Genomic DNA, 19,810 nt, shown 5'->3' with positions numbered 1-19,810 from the left:
ATAGAGAATTGTGCAAGATGTGCGAGTGAATTGATATCGTGTGCCGAACGCAACAATCCGCCAGATGTTTCAATCTTACAGCCGACTATTGTCACAGGTGCAACATATCAATTTATTAGATATATTAAACAAGGTTAGTTTTTTCTATAATAACGCTTATGGCTGTCAATCTCGCTTCCCCAACAAGTTCTAGTCTCAAACCAGAACCACAGAATATCTCAGCACTCAAACAAGTCTTCCAGACAATTGATGCCGATAGCTGTCCGGGTTCCTATAATTTTCATATGCACACAGTCTACTCCGACGGGCGATTGCAGCCAGAGAAATTGATGGAACAAGCCATAGCCGGAGGTCTCAAAGGCTTAGCTATCACCGACCACCACAGCACCCAAGGCTACGTTAAAGCTCAAATTTGGCTGGACAATTGGAAATTAAACCATCCCGACAAAAATAGCGAAGCACCCAGTCTCTGGACAGGCGCTGAAATTAATGCCGAATTGCTCAACAATGAGGTACACATACTCGGTTACGCCTTCAATCCGCAACATCCCAGTCTCAAACCATACCTACGAGGTAAAAGCACTGAAGGCACTTATTGTTATTCAGCAGCCAGGGTAATTGAAGCTATTCATGAAGCAGGAGGTTTAGCAGTTCTCGCACATCCTTGCCGGTATCGATCGACTGCAGATAAACTAATCCCAGAAGCAGCCCGTTTCGGCATTGACGGTGTAGAAATTTACTATGCTTACGGTAATCCCAATCCTTGGAAACCCAGTCCCATACAAACTGCTTTAGTCAAAGAGTTAGCAGAAACTTATGGTTTGTTGGGAACTTGTGGCACCGACTCTCACGGCCTGAGTCTTCTAGTCCGAATCTAGATAGTTCGGAAATAAGAAGTGCTTTATCCTGTCATTACCAGTATAAGGGTTAGCGGATATATTTCTGATGAAAGCAATCACCATGAGTCGAAAACAAACAGTTTATCAGGTCATATTATGTCCGCTAAAATGACTACTATAAAATTGTTTGGTAGTGAGGACTTCAGTCCTCATAAAAGTCTGTGAACTGAAGCTTTCACTACTTTCCTTATAACGGCTATTTGACGGGAGGTGATATCATTTCGATCGCCACGACGAGCTTTCGCCTTCCAAAAGAAAGCAATTGCCAAACCAGGTAATATGGTTGCAACTCCGAGAGACATTGCGCCCTAAAAACCAGTCGCCCTTCTACCGTTCTGGGAACAACTGACAGGCCCGGTTAGTTGGCTGATTTGCCCAATCCAAGCGAGAATTCCCAAATCGATCCATCCAACCTTCCAAATAAGCCCGATTAGCCTTCTTTTCCTCTGGATCTGAGGTATTCATTGGATGAGGTGCTAAACCCAAAATAGTCGCCGTCGTCACGCAAAACATCGACTTTTGAAAACTCTGACAAATTTGCACCCGCACATCGTCTTCGCCGCGACAGCTAGTGCGATAAACTTCGTGCAAATACTCCGGCAAATAATGACGCATATCTTGCATCAATTGAGTTGGCGGAATCCCTGCACCTCCAATCGGTAAAGGGTCAGCAAACAAAGCCCCGTAGGCAAATTCTCTTTGTTCTTCCGGGATTTGATGAGCTTGAGCGTTGTAGGAAACTGTACCAAAAAACGCAGTACCCCGAAAGAAAATTGATTCTACATAAGGCACTGCTACATCTGGTAAAAATGTTAAGTTAGCCGAGGCCGGAATGATATCGTAGACTTGACCGCCAATCTTGACGCTGTAGGTAATTGGCAAACTAGCGGCGCTAACCAAACCTGCTAAGACAAAATCAACTACGTCTGCGATCGACTTAATTTTCCCGGCTTCGTAGGAATCAGATAAGTCTATGAACAAATCGCTCATTACCCGCCAAAACTGACCGAGACCTGTGTAGTAAGCCAGCATCCGCACTTGTTCAGGCAAAAAATCAGGAAATGCTTTGTTGAGTCCCTGCATGAAAAAATTGCCTTTCAGCTTAGCAGCGATCGCCTTTTCGACCAAACTGCTAAATTCCGGGGAATCCAAATAACTGTCCAAACCGCCGCCGCCGTGCCAAAGCATTGTTCTCATGCAATACTCAGCATACTCAAAATTTATGCGATCGTGCCATAAATAGCGCATTAATTTGGGCACGGTCACATCTCCGTTGAAATATTTAAAAAATGGGAAAAGCACTAAAAACTGTTCTTCTGCAATATAATTGAGATTGCGAGAATAGGCATCTAAAACAATACCATAACTTTTCAGCACGCCGACAACTTCAACTACATTTTCCGTAGAATCAGGCAGTAAAGCTTTGCCTGATTCTAAAAGGTCAATGTATGCGGCCAGGGGATGGGAAGAGGGTTTTAATACGGTACTTTTCATTTTTATTGAACCTTAATTGAAGGAAGGCACGACAAGGATTTGAACACAGATACACTGATGAATGGAATAGGTAGGGACAGGCCAGTGCCGTGTCCCTACAGCCGTCTGCTGTATTTCATGGGATTGAAAACTGCCATAGGACTTTAGTCCTATGCTACGAACCTATGGAATATTTTATTTCAAGTTTTGAGCAATGACTTTAACTTGGGGTGGCACATTAGCTACCATTCCGATCGCAGTTTTTTCGCTCAAAGCAACTAAAACTCCCGGCTGCACTCCCATGATGGCGATAATTATTGCTAAAATCAGCGAAGGGATGCGATCGCGCCAGCGGACTTGCGGCAAATTTACCACCACATCCGAAAGGCGGCCGAAAAAGGCGCGGTTGACCATAATTAAAAAGTAAACAGAAGTTAAACCAGTCCCGATCATGCAGAGCAAAGTTTGCACCGGAAACACTGGCAAACTGCCCCGGAATATCAAAAATTCCGCAATAAATCCAGCCAAACCCGGAATCCCCGCACTTGCCATCACGCCGAGGATCATTAAACTGCCAATCATCGGCAAACCGCGGTCGGGATTGAATAAACCTTTGAGCACATCGATGTTCCGAGTGCCGGATTTTTTGTAAACAACGCCGACACTCAAAAATAGCAGCCCCGAAATTAAACCGTGGCTAACCATTTGCAAAACAGTTCCCAACATACTAATCGGAGTAGCTGCGGCGCTAGCTAACAAAATGTAGCCCATGTGAGCGATCGAACTGTAAGCTACAATTTTTTTCATATCTTTTTGGGCGATCGCGCAACTCGCCCCGTAAAGCACGCTTACCACAGCCCAACTCGCCAACCAAGGTGCCGCCACCGCCCACGCATCGGGAAACAAACCCAAACCAAAGCGCAGCATCCCATAAGTTCCCAGCTTCAAAAGGACCCCCGCCAGCAGCACCGAAACCGGCGTCGAAGCTTCTACGTGAGCATCCGGCAGCCAAGTATGAAAAGGCACCAAAGGCATCTTAATACCAAAAGCCAGCAACACCCCCGCCAGCAAAATAATTTGCCTTACCAAAGGCAAGGGCAATCCTCCTTGCAAATGGGATGCGCCCGCTGCACCAACAATATCGAAACTCGAAGCACCGCTAAGCCAACCAGTGCCCAAGAAAGCAGCCAGCAGCACAATTCCCGCAAATGCAGTATAGATTAAAAACTTAGTAGCAGCATAACCTCGGCGCTCGCCTCCCCAAATCGCAATTAACAGGTAAAGCGGAATCAATTCTACCTCAAAAAACAGGAAAAACAGCAGCAAATTTTGAGATAAAAAAGCCCCTGTAACGCCGCCACTAATTAACAGAATCAAAGAATAATAAAGTCGAGGTCTGCGGATCGACTCATCCGTAGCGTAAATAGCTATTCCTGTCAGCAGAGTATTTAAAATTACCAAAGGCAGAGCCAAACCATCAACACCGAGATTGTAATTCAATCCCAAAACATCTATCCAAGGAATGAATTCCCCAAACTGCAACTGACTGGTACTGGCATCAAACTGAAATGCCAAAATCACCGAGAGAATAAAAGTTATACCCGCAATGGCGATCGCGACATTCCGAACTATTTTAGAACTCACTGAACCGGGCCAGAGTCCAATCAGGGCAGCAGCCAACATTGGTATCCAGATTAAAGCACTGAGCATCAATTAAAACTTTCCTTTGTTACACAGTATTTAGAGCTATATTTAACATTAACGCATAGCCACTACATATAGAAGCACTCGGCTAATTTTCTTGTTAACATAGATTCCAATGTCTCTGGAATCCTCCTATGACCTCAAGTCTTACAGATCGAGAAGATTTGCAAATTAAATCCGGTTCTCCTTCCACCCGCCTCACCGTTACGGACTTGGAAAAACTGCAAGCTATACTCTCGGAAGCAAATCTAGACTACCAATTAGAACTGGTAGACGGGAAGATTATCATTATGGGCCCATCAGACATTGTATCGAGCGAAATAGGAGCAGAGTTTGGCAGACTTTTGCTTAACTGGGTCAAACCTCGCAAACTCGGACGAGTTTTTGAGTCCAGCGGCGGGTTTATCCTTCCCAATTCCGATCTCAGAGCACCCGATGTTTCGTTTGTGACAGCCGATAGCCTCAAACAAAGTAAAAGGTATTTTGCCGAACTTGTTCCCGACTTAGTGGTAGAAATCAAATCTCAGTCGGATCGCCTCAAACCCCTCCGAGAAAAAATTTTATCATTCATCGAACTCGGAGCCAAAGTAGGAATATTAATCGACCCAGACAAGCGCACAATAACAATTTACACTCCGACAGCCGAGCCAGTGGTATTGAGAGACGGCGACATGATTTCAATTCCCGAACTTTTGCCCGGTTGGGAAGTTGCGGTGACAGAATTGTGGCCGATCGATTTTGAATAAAACTAGATAAAAAAGCAGACAAACCCAGACTAAAATCATCTGCGTTCATCTGCGTTCATCCCCCCTCATCTGGGGTTAAAAATTAAATAACATCAGACCAAAAGCAGACAAACCCAGAAAAATCTGCCAACCTCTACAGTTTAAAACTGCCAAATAATCAACGCCAGCAACACAGCAACCCCCCCCGCAATAGTCAACACATAAAACTGCGACTGACCAGTGCCGGTGTACTTCAACCCTTCACCGCTGAAAATTGTGGCAAAACCGAACAAATTCACCGCCCCATCCACCACATACTTATCAGTCCAAGCGCTGATTTTAGAAATAAAAGCCACAGCCCAAACGACTGTCAAGCGGTAAACTCGATCGATATAAAAATCGTAAGCAAACAAATCCTGCAACGCCGGCACCGGCAGCCGTACAGGTCGAGGTAATACCCCGTACCAATAAATCGCCACCCCAACCGCAACGCCAATCAACCCAGATAACAACAACAGCGGCGTATCCAGCGTCTTCAAAAGCAAATTTAAAGCATCAAAATCTCCCGTTTCGGCCCAAGGCCCAGTCCAACTAATTAATAGTTGCCACTCCTGCAACATCCAAGGCACTAATAGCCCCATTACCGTCAAAATTACCATCGGCAAAGCCATCGGCCAACCAACTTCTGGAGCTCTGCGAGTTTTCGGCTGCGGTTTTCCCACAAACACTAAACCGAATATGCGAGTTAAATTTAGCGCTGTCAAACCGTTAACTAAAAGCAGCACTATTACCAGCCACAAAGGCACCGTCCAAAAACCGTTGAGCCAGCGTCGCATCGCCCAAAAGTTGCCCAGAGGCAACAGCGCTACCATCCCCGCAGCGCCTACTAAATAAGCGGTAGTCGTGGCAGGCATCTTCGACCACAACCCACCCATTTCTGTTAAATCTTGAGTGTTAGTTGTGGTAATAATTGACCCTACGCTCATGAATAATAGACCTTTGGCGATCGAGTGCGCGAAAAGCAACAGCAAAGCAATGTCAACTTGATTTAGCCCCACGGCGATAAACACCAAACCCATAGAAGCGCTGGTAGAATGCGATAGGGCTCTTTTGATGTCGATTTGGGCGATCGCCACCAAGGAAGCGCCAACAGCCGTTACCGCACCCAAAACCACGAGGACCGCATCTGCGACCGGGGAAAGCGCTAAAACAGGCTGAAGTTTAATCAAAACATAAGCCCCAGCGCCCACAACTACGGTATTCCTCATAATCGAAGCCGGGTTGGGCCCTTCCATCGCCTCATCAAGCCACAAATGGAACGGAAATTGAGCGCACTTTGCCGTAGGTGCGGAGATTAAAGCCAAACCTAAAAGAGTCGCCACTACAGGAGACAAAGTTGCAGTTTCAGCCCATGTTTCCAAATCGGAAAAATTTAAACTTCCCGCTAAATTTGAGAGGGTCACTACTCCCATCAGCAGTGGCACGTCTCCTACACGCTTTGTTAAAAACGCATCTCTAGCGGCTGTTACTACCAGGGGTTGAGCGTACCAAAACCCTACTAGCAAGTAAGTTGAAAGCGTCAGCACTTCCAACAAAGCGTAAGTTATAAGCAGCGAGTCGCTAATGGCAATGCCACTAATTGCCGCTTCAAAAAAACCCATCAGCCCAAAAAATCGAGCTAGCGCCCAGTCTTTTTCCATGTAGCCGAGAGCGTAAATTTGTGCTAACAAACTCAGAACACTAACTAACTCCATTGCTCCGACGCTGACGGTGGAGATTTCTATTGCAAAAGACAAATCTAAATCGGCTGCTTGCACCCAGTGCACGAGCAATTGTTGGGGGGGTTGATCCCAAGTCGCTGTAAAAATAACTGACCCGTGTATGAAAGCCAACACAGTCATCAGCAAATTGAAGTAAGCTGCCGGTCTCGGGCCTGTTCTGCGAACGGTTCCCGTAGACCACGGCAAAGTTAAAATTGCGCCTATCAAGCCATATAAAGGTACCCACCAACAGGCTTGGAGGAGAAATTGAGTCATTTAATTTATCCCTTAAACTTCAAATTACGGGCTGCCTTTATACAAAAACAGTCGCGGGCGATCGCGTGATACCCTAAAACTTTGACTAAACCCGATCGTATAGTTCTGGCAAAATAATTTGCACCCAAGATTCACTATACATTAAAGCATCAAAACTGAGAATTCTCTCAACACAAAATTACTTGTTGAGTAGAAGAGGCACTCCAAGAAAAAAATGCCTGCCGATGGTCCAAGACTGCCTTTTTTGCCGATTTCCCCGCGATCCCCCTTTTGGAATCCCCAAGTTTCCCGGCAGCGATCGGCTCCGGCTTTACATACCGAACTCTACTTTATATGGGTATTATTACTTACTTTAATCTCTCTCGCCGTCGGCATCTACCCCGCTCTATATTAAGATTATTAAATAAATATTAAATTATTTTAAGTAACATAAAAAATTTTAATTTTTGTTATTAAACATTATGATGTTAGTTTATATTGTCAAGGTGGACAGCTTCCCCTATTCTTATAGGATAGGAAGCTTTACACTGCATTACTAAAAAATGTGGGCCTCCCCGTCCAAATTTTTAGATTTCTCAAAGATTTGTAACGGTAATTTCGCTCATCCTCAAAGGAGATTCAAAAATGTCAATTGCCGTGGGAATGATTGAGACAAAAGGTTTTCCCGCTGTTGTGGAAGCTGCCGATGCTATGGTCAAAGCTGCCCGCGTTACCCTCGTGGGCTATGAAAAAATTGGCAGCGCCCGCGTCACCGTAATTGTGCGCGGCAACGTGTCGGAAGTCCAAGCCTCAGTCGCAGCAGGAGTGGAATCCGTCAAGCGGGTGAACGGCGGAGAAGTCGTCTCTACCCACATCATCGCTCGCCCCCACGAAAACCTAGAATATGTTCTGCCGATTCGATATACAGAAGCAGTAGAACAGTTCCGAGGCTACTAAGTTCTTAACGCACAAAAATTTCTTTTAAGGAAAATTTGTGCAAGCGTCAAAAATTAACTGTTTAGTTCCCCAAATATTCAATCAGGAGTAAAACCAATGGCAATTGCAGTTGGCATGATCGAAACCTTAGGCTTCCCCGCAGTGGTAGAAGCCGCTGACGCGATGGTCAAAGCAGCCCGCGTCACCTTGGTAGGCTACGAAAAAATCGGTAGCGCTCGGGTTACGGTCATTGTAAGAGGAGATGTCTCGGAAGTGCAAGCTTCTGTCGCAGCCGGAGTAGAGTCAGTGAAGCGTGTTAACGGCGGACAAGTGATGTCCACCCACATTATCGCCCGCCCTCACGAAAATTTAGAATACGTGTTGCCGATTCGCTATACCGAAGCTGTAGAACAGTTCCGTGAAGGCGTCAGCGGCATTCGCCCTCTCAACAGATCATAAGATAGGCGATTCCCTACGGGATAGCTTCGCTTCACGGCTGTTAGGGGCGTTTGGTAATTAAAAATTAAAAATCGCGATGTTTTTGATTTAGCATTTTTAATTTTTAATTGAGGTGGGTATGGGATATTGGTTATTAGTCATCAGTCATCGGTCATGAGTGATTAGTTACTAGAAGAAGCTCTAAAAGGCGGACAGCGGACTGAGGAAAGCTAATTAAAAAAAGACAAGTGACAGTGTAAAAATGACAATTACCAATTACCTATTACCTATTACCTAAAATGCAAATGGCCAAAGTTCTCGGCACAGTTGTCAGTACCCAAAAAGAGCCGACGCTGAGAGGATCGAAATTTCTACTGCTGCAATTCATTGATGAGGAAGGTTCGCCAGTTCCCGGCTATGAGGTAGCCGCTGACTGTGTGGGCGCTGGTATCGATGAATGGGTTTTAGTGACTCGAGGCAGCGCAGCCCGGATCGCGCCCGGAAGCGAAAACCGTCCGATCGATGCTCTGGTAGTAGGCATTATAGATACTGTCAATGTAGAAAACCGCCTCATTTACAGTAAAAAAGACGACCCATACGGCTAGTTGCAACCGTTAGCAGTTAGCAGTTAGTGGAAAAATAACTAACAACTAACACCTAACAACTAACAACTAACAACTAACAACTAACAAAAAGATTTTTCAGTTTAGGAGAACTTAATTTATGGCAGTCCGCAACGTTGCGGCTCCCCCGACGCCTTGGTCGAAAAACTTGGCTGAGCCCAAAATTCACGATACCGCCTTCGTACATTCCTTTTCTAACATTATTGGGGATGTGCATATCGGTTCTAATGTGATGATTGCCCCCGGAACATCTATCCGCGCTGATGAAGGAACTCCTTTTTATATCGGACAAGGAAGCAACATTCAAGACGGAGTAGTGATTCACGGTCTAGAACAAGGCAGAGTTACAGGAGACGACGACAAATCCTATTCTGTGTGGGTGGGGAAAAATACTTCCCTCACCCACATGAGTTTAATTCACGGCCCTGCCTACGTGGGCGACAACTGCTTTATCGGCTTTCGCTCTACGGTGTTCAATGCCAGAGTGGGCAACGGCTGCATTGTCATGATGCACGTACTAATTAAAGATGTGGAGATTCCCGCCGGTAAGTACGTACCTTCGGGAGCCATCATCACTAATCAGAAGCAAGCCGATCGCTTGCCTGACGTTCAAGATTCTGACATTCAATTTGCGACCCATGTCATCGGCATCAATGACGCTCTGAGAACGGGTTATCGCTGCGCTGAGAACATCGCCTGTCTAGCACCAATTCGCAACGAGAAAAGTACCAACCCAAATATGACTCAAACCAAATATTCTACCCCTGCCGGCACCCAATTGAGTCCAACTCTTGCCGATAGCATCCGCAATTTACTAGCCCAAGGATACAGCGTGGGAGCAGAACACGCCGACGCACGCCGCTTCCGTACCGGTTCTTGGCGTACTTGCGGCCCGATTTCCTCAACCCGCGACTCAGAAGTAATCGCGGCTTTGTCAGCTTGCATGGCTGAACACCAAGGAGAATATGTGCGCTTGATCGGGATTGACACCAAAGCCAAGCGCCGCGTACTAGAAGAAATCGTCCAAAGACCGGGAGACAACGGCTCTAACGGTTCTAACGGTGCGAAAACTCACCAATCTAACGGTAAAGTTGCACAAGCTTCATACCACAATAGCGGTTCCGTGTCGAATGGAAAATTGAGTGCCGAAACAGTGGCTCAGGTTCGCAGCTTGCTAGCTCAAGGCTACAAAGTGGGTACGGAACACGCCGACGCGCGCCGCTTCCGCACCAGTTCTTGGCAAAGCGGGGCTTCGCTGCAAGTCAGAAACGAATCTGAGGCGATCGCCGCTTTGGAATCTGTGATGAATCAGTACCCGGGCGAGTACGTGCGCTTGATCGGGATTGACCCGAAAGCTAAGCGGCGTGTCGTTGAAGAACTTATTCAGCGTCCAGACGGACCCGTTGCTCAATCGGCTAAGCCAGCAGCAACTTCGGGATACAAAGCAGCTTCGACTGGTTCGGCCAGCAGCGGAAGTTTGACCGGCAAGACGATCGACCAAATCCGCAACCTGCTTTCCCAAGGCTACAAAATTGGCACGGAACACGCCGACGCGCGCCGTTTCCGCACCGGTTCTTGGAGCAGTTGCGCCCCGATCTCATCCAACCGCGAATCTGAAGTGATTTCTGCCCTCGAAAGCTGTCTCAAAGAACACAGCGGCGAGTACGTCCGTTTGCTTGGCATCGACTCCAAGGCGAAGCGCCGGGTACTCGAAGAAATTATCCAACGACCTTAATTTGCCTGGTAATTAGCTTGTTTCTCCCGTTAAGCCGTCGCACAGGTGTCCACGGGAGAAATCCAAACGGATTGAAGTTGGATTTGAGATAGTTGAAAAGCTCGATTGAGAAGGGTTAGTCAAAATCTAGAATCTTCTGGAACTTTCTAGAAAACGTTAAAGTATCGATCTTCTCAGTATTAGTAAATAATCGTTTATTAGATTGAGAGGGTTAAATTTATTAGTCGATAAACCCCATAATTTAAAGTCCTTTGATCTAAAAAAATAGCTCCTTTCATGGTGAAGTTGAATGTATTTATCGCCACTGCAATTAAGTAGCAACTCTCAGATTTTGATGAGTGGCGATGTAGTTGTGAATGAGGGTGCGGCGATCGCCCCTGGAGCAATCATGCAAGCAGATCCGGGCAGCCGGATCTCGATCGCCGCCGGTGCCTGTATCGGTATGGGAGTTATCCTTCACGCCCGTGAAGGTACTCTGGAAATCGCGGCGGGAGTTATTCTGGGTGCAGGGGTGCTGGTGGTAGGTGCGGGAACGATCGGGGAAAATGCCTGTATTGGGGCCGGGACGACCCTAATCAATCCTTCTATCGAAAAAATGCAAATTATGCCAGCAGGTTCTCTAATGGGAGATACCAGCCGCCAAGCCGCCGCAGCAGAAGCAACCGCAACAGCGCCAACAGCATCGCCAACATCACCCGAAACCCCCGAAGCCACTACGCCACCAGTCGATCGACCGATCGAGCCGATCGAGCCGATCGAGCCGATCGAGCCACCACAACCCGCCCAAACACCGCCTCACACTGCGCCAGAGACTGCCCCAGAGCCGCCGGAATCCACCGCCCCAGAGCCTCCCGAACCAGGGGAAACGCCAACTATTCTGTACGGTCAAGCTCACATCAATCGGCTGTTGGGGACACTGTTTCCGCACAGGCAAGCTTTTAATCGATCGGAGGAAAACGGCCAAACTCTATCGGGTGGTTCCGGGTAGCCGTCATTTCGCCAAAAGGCAGCTATGCTGAAGGCAGATAGATCAAATATAAATAGGTAATCTCATATTATTGGTAGCTCAGCAATTTGTAAGGCCTTGCAGCAGCAATCTGTGTCTTGTAGCTCGTGCAGTCTGTCTTCTCATCTGAGAAACTATAAACTATCAACAAATTTTTATTTTGGGAAGTTTCTAAGGGTAATAGAAGATGGACGGACAAACGGATCGTAACAGTCACGAAGAACGATCGCAGCGCCAGGAATACTTCAAAGACACTGCTTTGGGTTTGGTATCCACCAAGAGTTTTCCGGCGATTGTGGGGACTGCTGACATGATGCTGAAGTCGGCAGGAGTGATTTTAGTAGGATACGAAAAAATTGGTTCCGGTCACTGTACGGCGATCGTCCGGGGCAGAATTTCGGATGTGCGTTTGGCTGTGGAAGCGGGAGCTCAAACTGCCGAACAGTTCGGGCAGTTTGTTTCTAAGTTGGTAATTCCTAGACCTTTGGCTAATTTGGAAGTGGTTTTGCCGATCGGCTTTCGGCTGACTGAACTTTCCGAAAGTGGCAATTATTCTCGGCTTAGCAATCAGGCGATCGGTTTGCTCGAAACCCGGGGGTTTCCGGCCATGGTCGGTGCTTGCGATGCTATGCTCAAATCCGCAGACGTACACTTGGCAGCTTACGAGAAAATTGGCGCAGGTTTGTGCACGGCAATTATTCGCGGTGCAGTTGCAGATGTAGCAGTAGCCGTAGAGGCCGGGATGTACGAAGCTGAGCGAATTGGCGAGTTGAACGCGGTGATGGTTATTCCGAGGCCTTTGGAAGATTTGGAACAAACTTTACCGCTGGCAAGTTGCTGGATCGAGCAGCGTAAACCTGTGATGATGCCCGTCTCGGTTAAGGAAAAGGAACAAGAATTGATCGAACTTCCAGATTTGGAGAAATTGAGGGTTTATGTCGAAGAGGAAATCAATCGGTAATTGGTAATTAGGCAACAAAAGTTTGTAGAGGCGTGCTGCTGCAAATACTGAGACGAAGTTTGTCAAAAAAATATAGAGTTTACTCGGTGGGACTGCTGGCAACAATTTATACTGAGTAGCGGTCTCAAACTTAATTGCGCGATCGAGCCGATCGCAGCCGCATCAAGAAACACACAGCACCAAGTAAAACTAGACTTTTAAGCGAAAGTCGATCGGGTAAACAATCGAACTGACTAATAAGTCAATCCAGCCGACGTGCAGAGCCTTTCAACAGGATTTACTACTGTTAAAATAAACCAAAAATCCTGTCTAGGGTAGATTGCCGGGAATCATTTAAGAGTTACTCTGAGTGCGGGTGGATGCTCTTTCAACAGATTAACGGCTGTCGAACTCAAAACTGACTGCACAGGAATCACTCCCCAGCATCAAGCAATCCTGAAAGTTGACCTATGAACCTCAAACAATTTTACAAGCGTGGTTTGCACAGCGCTAAGAAGGGAAACTATGAAGCGGCACTTGAGGACTTCGATGAGATACTGCAAGTCAATCCCGCCGATGCCAAAGCCTACAACAATCGCGGCTTGGTTTACTATTACATGAAAGACTACCAAAAAGCGATAGCCGACCTCAGCAAAGCCCTAGATATCAATCCTAATTTCTTCGAGGCTTACTTGAATCGAGGCAATGCTTGGCGTCATCTCGGAGAACACGAAAAAGCCATTGAAGATCTCAACTGCGCTTTAGCAAATAAGCCTAACAGCCACGCTATCTACAACAACCGAGGACTTGTACTTGCTAATTTAGGAAATTACGAAGAAGCAATAGAAGACTACGATCGAGCTATATCTATCAATTCCCACAATTATAAAACCTATTACAACCGGGGGCGCGCTTACTACCTTTTGGGAGAAAAAGAGGCAGCAACGGAAAACTTTAACGAAACGCTGCGGTTGAATCCTAAATATATCAAAGCTTACATAAATCGAGGTCTCTGTTACCACCAATTAGGAGACAATACGCAGGCGATCGCCGATTACAACACTGCACTCGGCATCGATCCACAAAATGTTTATGCCTATTATAACAGAGGTTGCGTTCGCTATAAATTAAGACAAATGCAGCTTGCAATTGAAGACTTTGATAAAGCAGTGGAACTCGATCCGAACTATGTTAAAGCTTATCTCAACCGGGGTTTAGCGCTGTATAAACTTGGAGATATTACGGCAGCCAATAAGGATTTCTACCATGTAATGTGCATTAATGCTGAAGCTTATTTATACTACCAAGCACAGAGGTGTACGCCTGATATTAATTCGTACTTCAAGGAAGCGCCACAGGTCGAACTTAATAATGCTGCCGAATACTACAACACAACATTAAATACGATGTCAACTTCCTTAAGTTCAGCAGCATTAAACGCGGTATGGAATCAAGAAGATTTGGAGAACAGAGACTCGATTATCTGTGAAGGTGAATTTATTAATGATTGATTTAGTCAGTAATCAGGGATTTTCGGTACTTGGTCGGCTAAAATGTTACAATAATATCCAATTTTAGCAAACTAAGTACCGAAGAACCATAAACATTAACTGAAACTATTCCATAATGCCATTCAAGATTTTAAGTTCAGCCGTTCTCCGGCAAGGGAGATTTCAATTTCCGTTTAACACTTGAACAATTGAATCAGTAAGTTCCTGAAAGCTTGCTCTCCCAAGCCGCCCGACAGCAGCAAGGGCTAGGTTCTCTTCTATATGTTTTGGCGCTTTCATCCCTACAAGGGCACTCAGGATGCCAGGGGCGCTGCGGGTATATTGGAGCGCCCGCTGGCAGTCTGTCCGCAAACGATCGCCAAAGGCAGAAGCAATCTTTTCTGGGATCTGACCGATAACCTGCGCTGGACAAAGCGACATACTGGCGATCGCCCAAATGCCTAAGCGATCTGCAGCTTCCAATACTGAAACTTGTTCTCCTTCGATTGTTTGAGTTGGAGTTAGCACCGCTTCCTGCATCCCCATATTCAAAGGAAGCTGGATAAACCGAAACCCATCCTCTTTGTTCCCAGCTACTTCCCGAGCAATTGACTTCGCACGCGCCAGATCGATATGGTACCTTTGAGTTGGAGCTACGCGGAAAGCATTCCAAGTTGCCAGACCGTAATCGGCAATTTTTCCAGCTAAAACCGCACCTTCAAGTACCTCAAAAACCTCTCGCAACCGATTGTAAAAAGTATCGGGTTCAACTTGAGACAGTAGCTTTTCTGGATTGTGAAGGTAGTAGACATCGATCGTCTCGATGCCGAGGTTGGCGAGGCTCCAATTAAGCTGATCTTGAATGTATTCTGGGTGGATGCAGTAACGCTCCTCAGCCAAATCTCCCATGCTGACAGTAGAGTTGTTTGGCTCGACGTACTGCTGATAAAACCACTCTACATGGTTTGGAGTTGGATGCGGAACAACGCCGCCTTTTGTACAGATAATTAGTTCATCTCTTGAGGCTTCTCCCGATTCCAGGAGACGCCGGATAGCCTTTCCGACACTCCGCTCTCCGTACTGGTAGCGGTAGTTGATTGCTGAGTCAATTACGTTGGCACCCCGCCGAACCGATTCAACTACAGCTTCCGCCACAAGAGTGTCAGTATACTCATCTGGTTCGCCAAGGTAAGTGCCAATTCCAATCGAGCTGGCAACAAGCGAACCAGTTTCTCGGAAGTGATCGGCTGCACAGTTTTTGTTGTGCCGTTCCCTGTAACGCTGCGTTCCTTCTGCGGTAGCTCTGCCTGCGATCGCGATCGCATTACTACTTCCTAACATAAAAATCTTTTGCCTTCTCTTAAATAAACTAATCAGGACTTCCGCAAGTCTAAGTGATGCTTGATTTCAAATTCTCCTCAAAGTGAGCAAGGTAGAAACGCGATCGCTCGCGCCTCTACATTTTTAGACCAGATGTTTGGGAGCCTCTATTAACTGGCGATCGACGAGATAGGAAAAATAAGTCCGAAACAAACTCGCATCCGCTTGCGGGCAGATAATGTCCGTTCCAGAAAGTCCCTTCAACGCATTCTGGCAATCGAATTGCAGCGTGGCAGATTTAACCATTTCTGCTTCCGAAACTTTTTCGGAGAAAAGACCGACAAGCGGATACAACGCATTTTCTGGAGAATATCCAGCGCGATTGATTATTTCTGCTTGCCAAGTCTCAGAAGAAACTCGTTTGATTGGATAACCCATTGAGCAAATCCAGCCAAGCAATTCACTCATTTGAAAGGACTGAGGGTTGACTAAATGAAAAGTCTTTCCGAGCAATTCTTTTTGGCTCGAAAGATGAACGATCGCTCGGCTCACATAGTCAACAGGCGCTACATTCATCAGCTTATCGTCATCGGGCGCACATCCAAGTTGCACGCAACCAGCGATTAACCTGTACAGTAAATCGCTGGGATTGCAGGCCCCTGTTTGGCTGTCCCCAGAAATGCGACCTGGCCTGTAAATGCTAACAGGAATGCCCCGACCGCGCGCCACCTCTACTAACTTTTCTGCCACCCACTTAGTCTGAGTGTAAGCGCCTTTTAGACCCTCTCCCGCAGTGAGTTCATCCTCCTCTCGCACGAGCTTAATCCCAGATTCTCCCATTGCCGAGAAAACGGAAATCGTAGAAATAAAATGGACTGGTTTTAGCTTACTGTGACTCGCCAATCTCAGAACTTCCTGCGTCCCCAAAACGTTAGCGGGTTTGAGAACCGAGTAGGGATAAGTAAACTTGACAAACGCGCCATTGTGGTAAATGACATCAATTTTACTGGCTAAAACTCGGAACTGATCCTCGGAAAGTCCCAAAATTGGTTGAGACAAATCTCCAGCAATTGGGATAATCCGATCGCTGCTGCTTTCATCCCAAATTAAATAGGATTCGAGGCTGCTTTGAATCCGCTTTTTGGCTGATTCTGAATCGGCAGAACGGACTAGGCAATAAATTTCTGCTTGAGTTTGTTGCAAGAGGTCGCGGAGTAAAAAGGCTCCCAAAAAGCCCGTCGCCCCTGTTAAGAGAATGCAAGCTGGTTCAGTTTTTGCCTCGCTCAATGGAGTTGCAGGGCGAATTGCCGGATCTAAAACAACTTCAGCGTTAATATCGAAACTTGCAGTGCGATCGCCCGCAGAATCCGCCCCGTGCTTCACCTCAATATTCTTTGCTAAAGCAGCGATGGTAGGCGCTTCAAAAAAACGGCGCAAGGGCAATTCCTTTTGGAAAGAATCTCTTACCTTTGCTAGCAACTGAGTAATCAGTAATGAATGTCCCCCCAAATCAAAGAAATTGTCATAAATTCCCACTTTTTTCAGCCCTAGCAACTCAGCCCAAATCTCAGCAAGCATTTTCTCAATGGGAGTGCTAGGAGGGACAAAAGTATCTGCTAAATCGGCTCTCGCCTCCTCCGGCGCTGGCAGCGCCCGCCGGTCTATTTTTCCATTAGCCGTGAGGGGCAATGCTTTCAGTACGACAAAAGCAGAAGGAACCATGTACTCGGGCAGTTTTTCTTTTAAAAATGACCGCAGCTCGTTAATAGCGATCGCTGATTCCCTCGCGGGTACAACATAGGCAACTAAGCGCTGATTCCCCGGTTCATTTTCCAGTAGCAAAACTACTGCTTCGCGCACAACAGCAGAATGTTGAGATAGCGCTGCTTCTATTTCCCCCAATTCAATGCGGAACCCTCGCAGTTTAACTTGGCTGTCGGTCCGCCCTAAAAACTCAATATTTCCGTCCAGCAAATACCGAGCCAAATCTCCTGTTTTATACAGACGCGATCCTGGTTCGGTGTCGAAGGGGTTGAGGATAAATTTTTCTTCGGTTAATTGGGGTTTGTTTAGATAGCCGCGAGCTAAAGAAAGACCGCCGATGTATAACTCGCCGGACACGCCAATGGCAACTGGCTGCAAGTGCGAATCAAGTAAATAAATCTGCGCGTTATTGATAGGGCGACCGAGAGGAACTGTTTCAGAAATGCAATTTTCTCGGTCTTTGATGGGATAAGCCAGCACGCCTACGGTAGCTTCTGTTGGCCCGTAATGGTTGAATACTGAACAGTCGGGGGCGTATTTCTCAATAGTTTCGAGCAAATTCCAACTTAAGGCTTCGCCGCCAAGGATTAATCGCTTTTTCGGCAAAACCTGCGCCGGATCAGCAGCAGTTAATAAAGCTTTTAGATGGGAGGGAACGATTTTGAGACAGTCAATGGCATGCTGCTGAAAGTAAGCAGCGATCGCCTCTGGATCGGTGGCGCGTTCCTGGGAAATTATGTGAAGGCTTCCTCCCGTACATAAAGCTGGAAAAATTACTGTATTTCCTAAGTCGGCTGCTAAGGTAGAAACGGTTGCGAAACTGGCTCCTGATGGCAGGTTTAGCCGTTCCTGAATGCTGTAGAGGTAATTGAGGAGCGATCGGTGTTCAATTGCCACTCCCTTTGGCGTGCCAGTGGAACCGGAAGTATAAATGACATAAGCTAAATTTTCAGGAGAGAGAGGAGGAGACGGAGAGGGGGAGACAGAGGGAATTTCTGCGTCTAAGCAAAGGATTTTTGCCTGAGTTTTTGGCAAGTTTTCGATTAGCTGTTGTTGCGTTAATAGCACTGCGACTCCGGCATCCTGCAACATCAAGGCGAGGCGCTCTTTTGGCATGGTCGGATCGAGTGGCAAGTACGCGCCGCCTGCTTTGAGAATGCCGAGCATTCCGGCGATCGCATCCACAGACCGCTCAGCACAAATTCCGACTAATTCTTCGGATTTAACTCCTAATTGTTGTAAGTAATCAGCGATTTGGTTGGCGCGGGCGTTGAGTTCTCGGTAGGTGAGCTGCTGATTTTCACAGACAACCGCAAGGCGATCTGGTACGCGCTCCACTTGTTGCTCAAATAGCTGGTGAATGCACTTGTCTTTTGGGTAATCTTTCTGTGTTTGGTGGAACTCAACTAAAACTTTCTGGCGGGCGCGATCGCTCAGAATTTCCAACTCGCCGAGAGCGGTTTCTGGGTGATTAGCTGCACTTTTTATTAAGGTGTAGAATTGATCTGCTAAACATTCGATCGCTTGTTCTCCTATCAAGGCCGGATCGTAGTGAAACTCAGCAATGAGAGCATCCTCTCGGCGCACGCAGGAGAGTTTAACTTTGAAGCGATCGCCGCAGACATATTGCTGGTAAATTGAAAAATCTACGCCAGGCGCGGCATACTTTTCTAGTTGTTCCTCAAACTCAAAACAAAATGGAAATCCAGCCGAGGCGTTTATATCTTCCCGGTTGAAATATTCCTGCCATTTATAAGCATCGCTTTGGGATTCCTGAATTTCCTGCCATAATTCCTGAAAGGTAAAATTTTCTTGCAGTTGGCTGCGAAGCGGTAAAAACTTGGCAAATAGACCGAGTGCTGGCTCTAATTCTTCATATTTGCGATTGTCGAAGGCGGTGCCAATAATGATTTCTGCCTTTCCCAACCGCCGCCAGAGCAACGTTTTCCAGCAAGCTAGAAAGAAAGCAGATATTGAGGTATCGTAGCGGCGGGCGATCGCTTCTATTTCTTCTAGTAAACTCAGTTCTATTTTAACCTCAAAAAAATTCGGTTCAAATCGATCGGACGGGCTGCTATTTTTATTTTCAAAAGGCAATTTTAAACTGGCTAGCGCCGAGTAGTCCCGCTCAGTCCAATATTTTTTGCCCTCTGCAGCCTCTTCATCCTCAATCAATTCATTCTGCCATTCCGAATATTGGACATATTGCACCACTTCGTCGGCCAGTTCCTCACCTTGCAAGCAAGCGGCATAACACTGGCTAATTTCTCGAATTAGATTTTTGAGGGTGCGGGAATCGGCGCACAGAGAAGGCAGGCTGACAACCAAAATGTGCCTGTTTGCTGATAGAGAAATTAAGGATAAGCGCCAAATTGGATTTTGTTCAAAGTTGAAAGCTGAGCGCTTTTCGTTTTGAAAAATTTCAGGGAGTTTAGCTGCTTGTTCTGGCGGTGTCAAGCATTCGAGATTAACGATCTGCCAGGAAATTAAGCTGCGCTCGTTTATCACTTGAATCGGAAATTTAATCCCAGAACGTCGCTGAAAGCTCGTCCGCAGAATTTCGTGGCTATCGCTGACTTTTTCCAGCGCTTCTTTTAAGGCATTTGCTTGGAGATTACCATCTATCTGAATCGCACATTGAGCGCGATAAGCGGGACTCTCTTGTTGCAACAGCCACAGATATTTTTGTTGAGGAGAAAGCCGAAATCCATTAATTGTTTGCATTGGTTATATTGATTAATG

The 19,810-nt window shown here is 46.5% G+C and carries 14 protein-coding genes; 9 read left to right on the top strand and 5 right to left on the bottom strand.

The annotated features are described in order from the left end of the window. Positions 1-158 precede the first annotated feature (158 nt). Positions 159-878, top strand: coding sequence for a PHP domain-containing protein (locus QUA53_RS10930; RefSeq protein WP_333096956.1), 720 nt, complete (start codon positions 159-161; stop codon positions 876-878). 348 nt (positions 879-1,226) lie between these two features. Here QUA53_RS10930 and QUA53_RS10925 read toward each other — a convergent pair whose 3' ends face one another. Both QUA53_RS10925 and QUA53_RS10920 read right to left on the bottom strand, forming a co-directional pair. Continuing rightward, on the bottom strand, positions 1,227-2,393 hold the full coding sequence (locus tag QUA53_RS10925; protein ID WP_333096958.1) for a CO2 hydration protein: 1,167 nt from the start codon (positions 2,391-2,393) through the stop codon (positions 1,227-1,229). Positions 2,394-2,567: 174 nt separating this feature from the next. Continuing rightward, complete coding sequence (locus QUA53_RS10920) at positions 2,568-4,082, bottom strand: NADH-quinone oxidoreductase subunit M (protein WP_333096960.1); 1,515 nt, start codon at positions 4,080-4,082, stop codon at positions 2,568-2,570. Between the two features lie 128 nt (positions 4,083-4,210). Here QUA53_RS10920 and QUA53_RS10915 point away from each other — a divergent pair, with 128 nt between their 5' ends. Then, on the top strand, positions 4,211-4,822 hold the full coding sequence (locus tag QUA53_RS10915; RefSeq protein ID WP_333096962.1) for a Uma2 family endonuclease: 612 nt from the start codon (positions 4,211-4,213) through the stop codon (positions 4,820-4,822). Positions 4,823-4,962: 140 nt separating this feature from the next. Here the strand turns inward: QUA53_RS10915 and QUA53_RS10910 are convergent, their stop codons facing one another. Continuing rightward, positions 4,963-6,837, bottom strand: coding sequence for an NAD(P)H-quinone oxidoreductase subunit F (locus QUA53_RS10910; protein WP_333096964.1), 1,875 nt, complete (start codon positions 6,835-6,837; stop codon positions 4,963-4,965). 624 nt (positions 6,838-7,461) lie between these two features. Here QUA53_RS10910 and QUA53_RS10905 point away from each other — a divergent pair. From QUA53_RS10905 to QUA53_RS10875, 7 genes are all read left to right on the top strand, one after another. Then, on the top strand, positions 7,462-7,773 hold the full coding sequence (locus QUA53_RS10905; RefSeq protein WP_006635059.1) for a carbon dioxide-concentrating mechanism protein CcmK: 312 nt from the start codon (positions 7,462-7,464) through the stop codon (positions 7,771-7,773). A 96-nt stretch (positions 7,774-7,869) separates the two neighbouring features. After that, complete coding sequence (locus QUA53_RS10900; protein WP_006635058.1) at positions 7,870-8,211, top strand: carbon dioxide-concentrating mechanism protein CcmK; 342 nt, start codon at positions 7,870-7,872, stop codon at positions 8,209-8,211. 278 nt (positions 8,212-8,489) lie between these two features. Next, positions 8,490-8,795 (top strand): EutN/CcmL family microcompartment protein, encoded by a 306-nt coding sequence (locus tag QUA53_RS10895; RefSeq protein ID WP_006635057.1) that lies wholly within the window; start codon positions 8,490-8,492, stop codon positions 8,793-8,795. Positions 8,796-8,913: 118 nt separating this feature from the next. Further along, positions 8,914-10,548, top strand: coding sequence for a ribulose bisphosphate carboxylase small subunit (locus tag QUA53_RS10890; protein WP_333096966.1), 1,635 nt, complete (start codon positions 8,914-8,916; stop codon positions 10,546-10,548). 289 nt (positions 10,549-10,837) lie between these two features. Further along, entirely contained in the window at positions 10,838-11,536 is a 699-nt protein-coding gene (locus QUA53_RS10885) for a carbon dioxide concentrating mechanism protein (protein ID WP_333096968.1), read from the top strand. Positions 11,537-11,741: 205 nt separating this feature from the next. After that, positions 11,742-12,515, top strand: coding sequence for a BMC domain-containing protein (locus tag QUA53_RS10880; protein WP_333096970.1), 774 nt, complete (start codon positions 11,742-11,744; stop codon positions 12,513-12,515). 449 nt (positions 12,516-12,964) lie between these two features. Next, on the top strand, positions 12,965-14,005 hold the full coding sequence (locus QUA53_RS10875; protein ID WP_333067958.1) for a tetratricopeptide repeat protein: 1,041 nt from the start codon (positions 12,965-12,967) through the stop codon (positions 14,003-14,005). 162 nt (positions 14,006-14,167) lie between these two features. On the opposite strand, the gene QUA53_RS10870 is transcribed toward QUA53_RS10875, so the two are convergent. Together QUA53_RS10870 and QUA53_RS10865 are read right to left on the bottom strand one after the other, a co-directional pair. After that, the gene (locus tag QUA53_RS10870; protein ID WP_333096972.1) at positions 14,168-15,325 is read right to left on the bottom strand and encodes an aldo/keto reductase; all 1,158 of its coding nucleotides are present in this window, start codon (positions 15,323-15,325) and stop codon (positions 14,168-14,170) included. A gap of 123 nt (positions 15,326-15,448) precedes the next feature. Further along, complete coding sequence (locus tag QUA53_RS10865; RefSeq protein ID WP_333096974.1) at positions 15,449-19,792, bottom strand: amino acid adenylation domain-containing protein; 4,344 nt, start codon at positions 19,790-19,792, stop codon at positions 15,449-15,451. Positions 19,793-19,810 lie beyond the last annotated feature (18 nt).

Source organism: Microcoleus sp. Pol12B3 (assembly GCF_036701355.1).
GTDB lineage: Bacteria > Cyanobacteriota > Cyanobacteriia > Cyanobacteriales > Microcoleaceae > Microcoleus.
The sequence above is the reverse complement of the archived record's forward strand: the minus strand, read 5'-3'. Positions and strand labels throughout refer to the sequence as shown.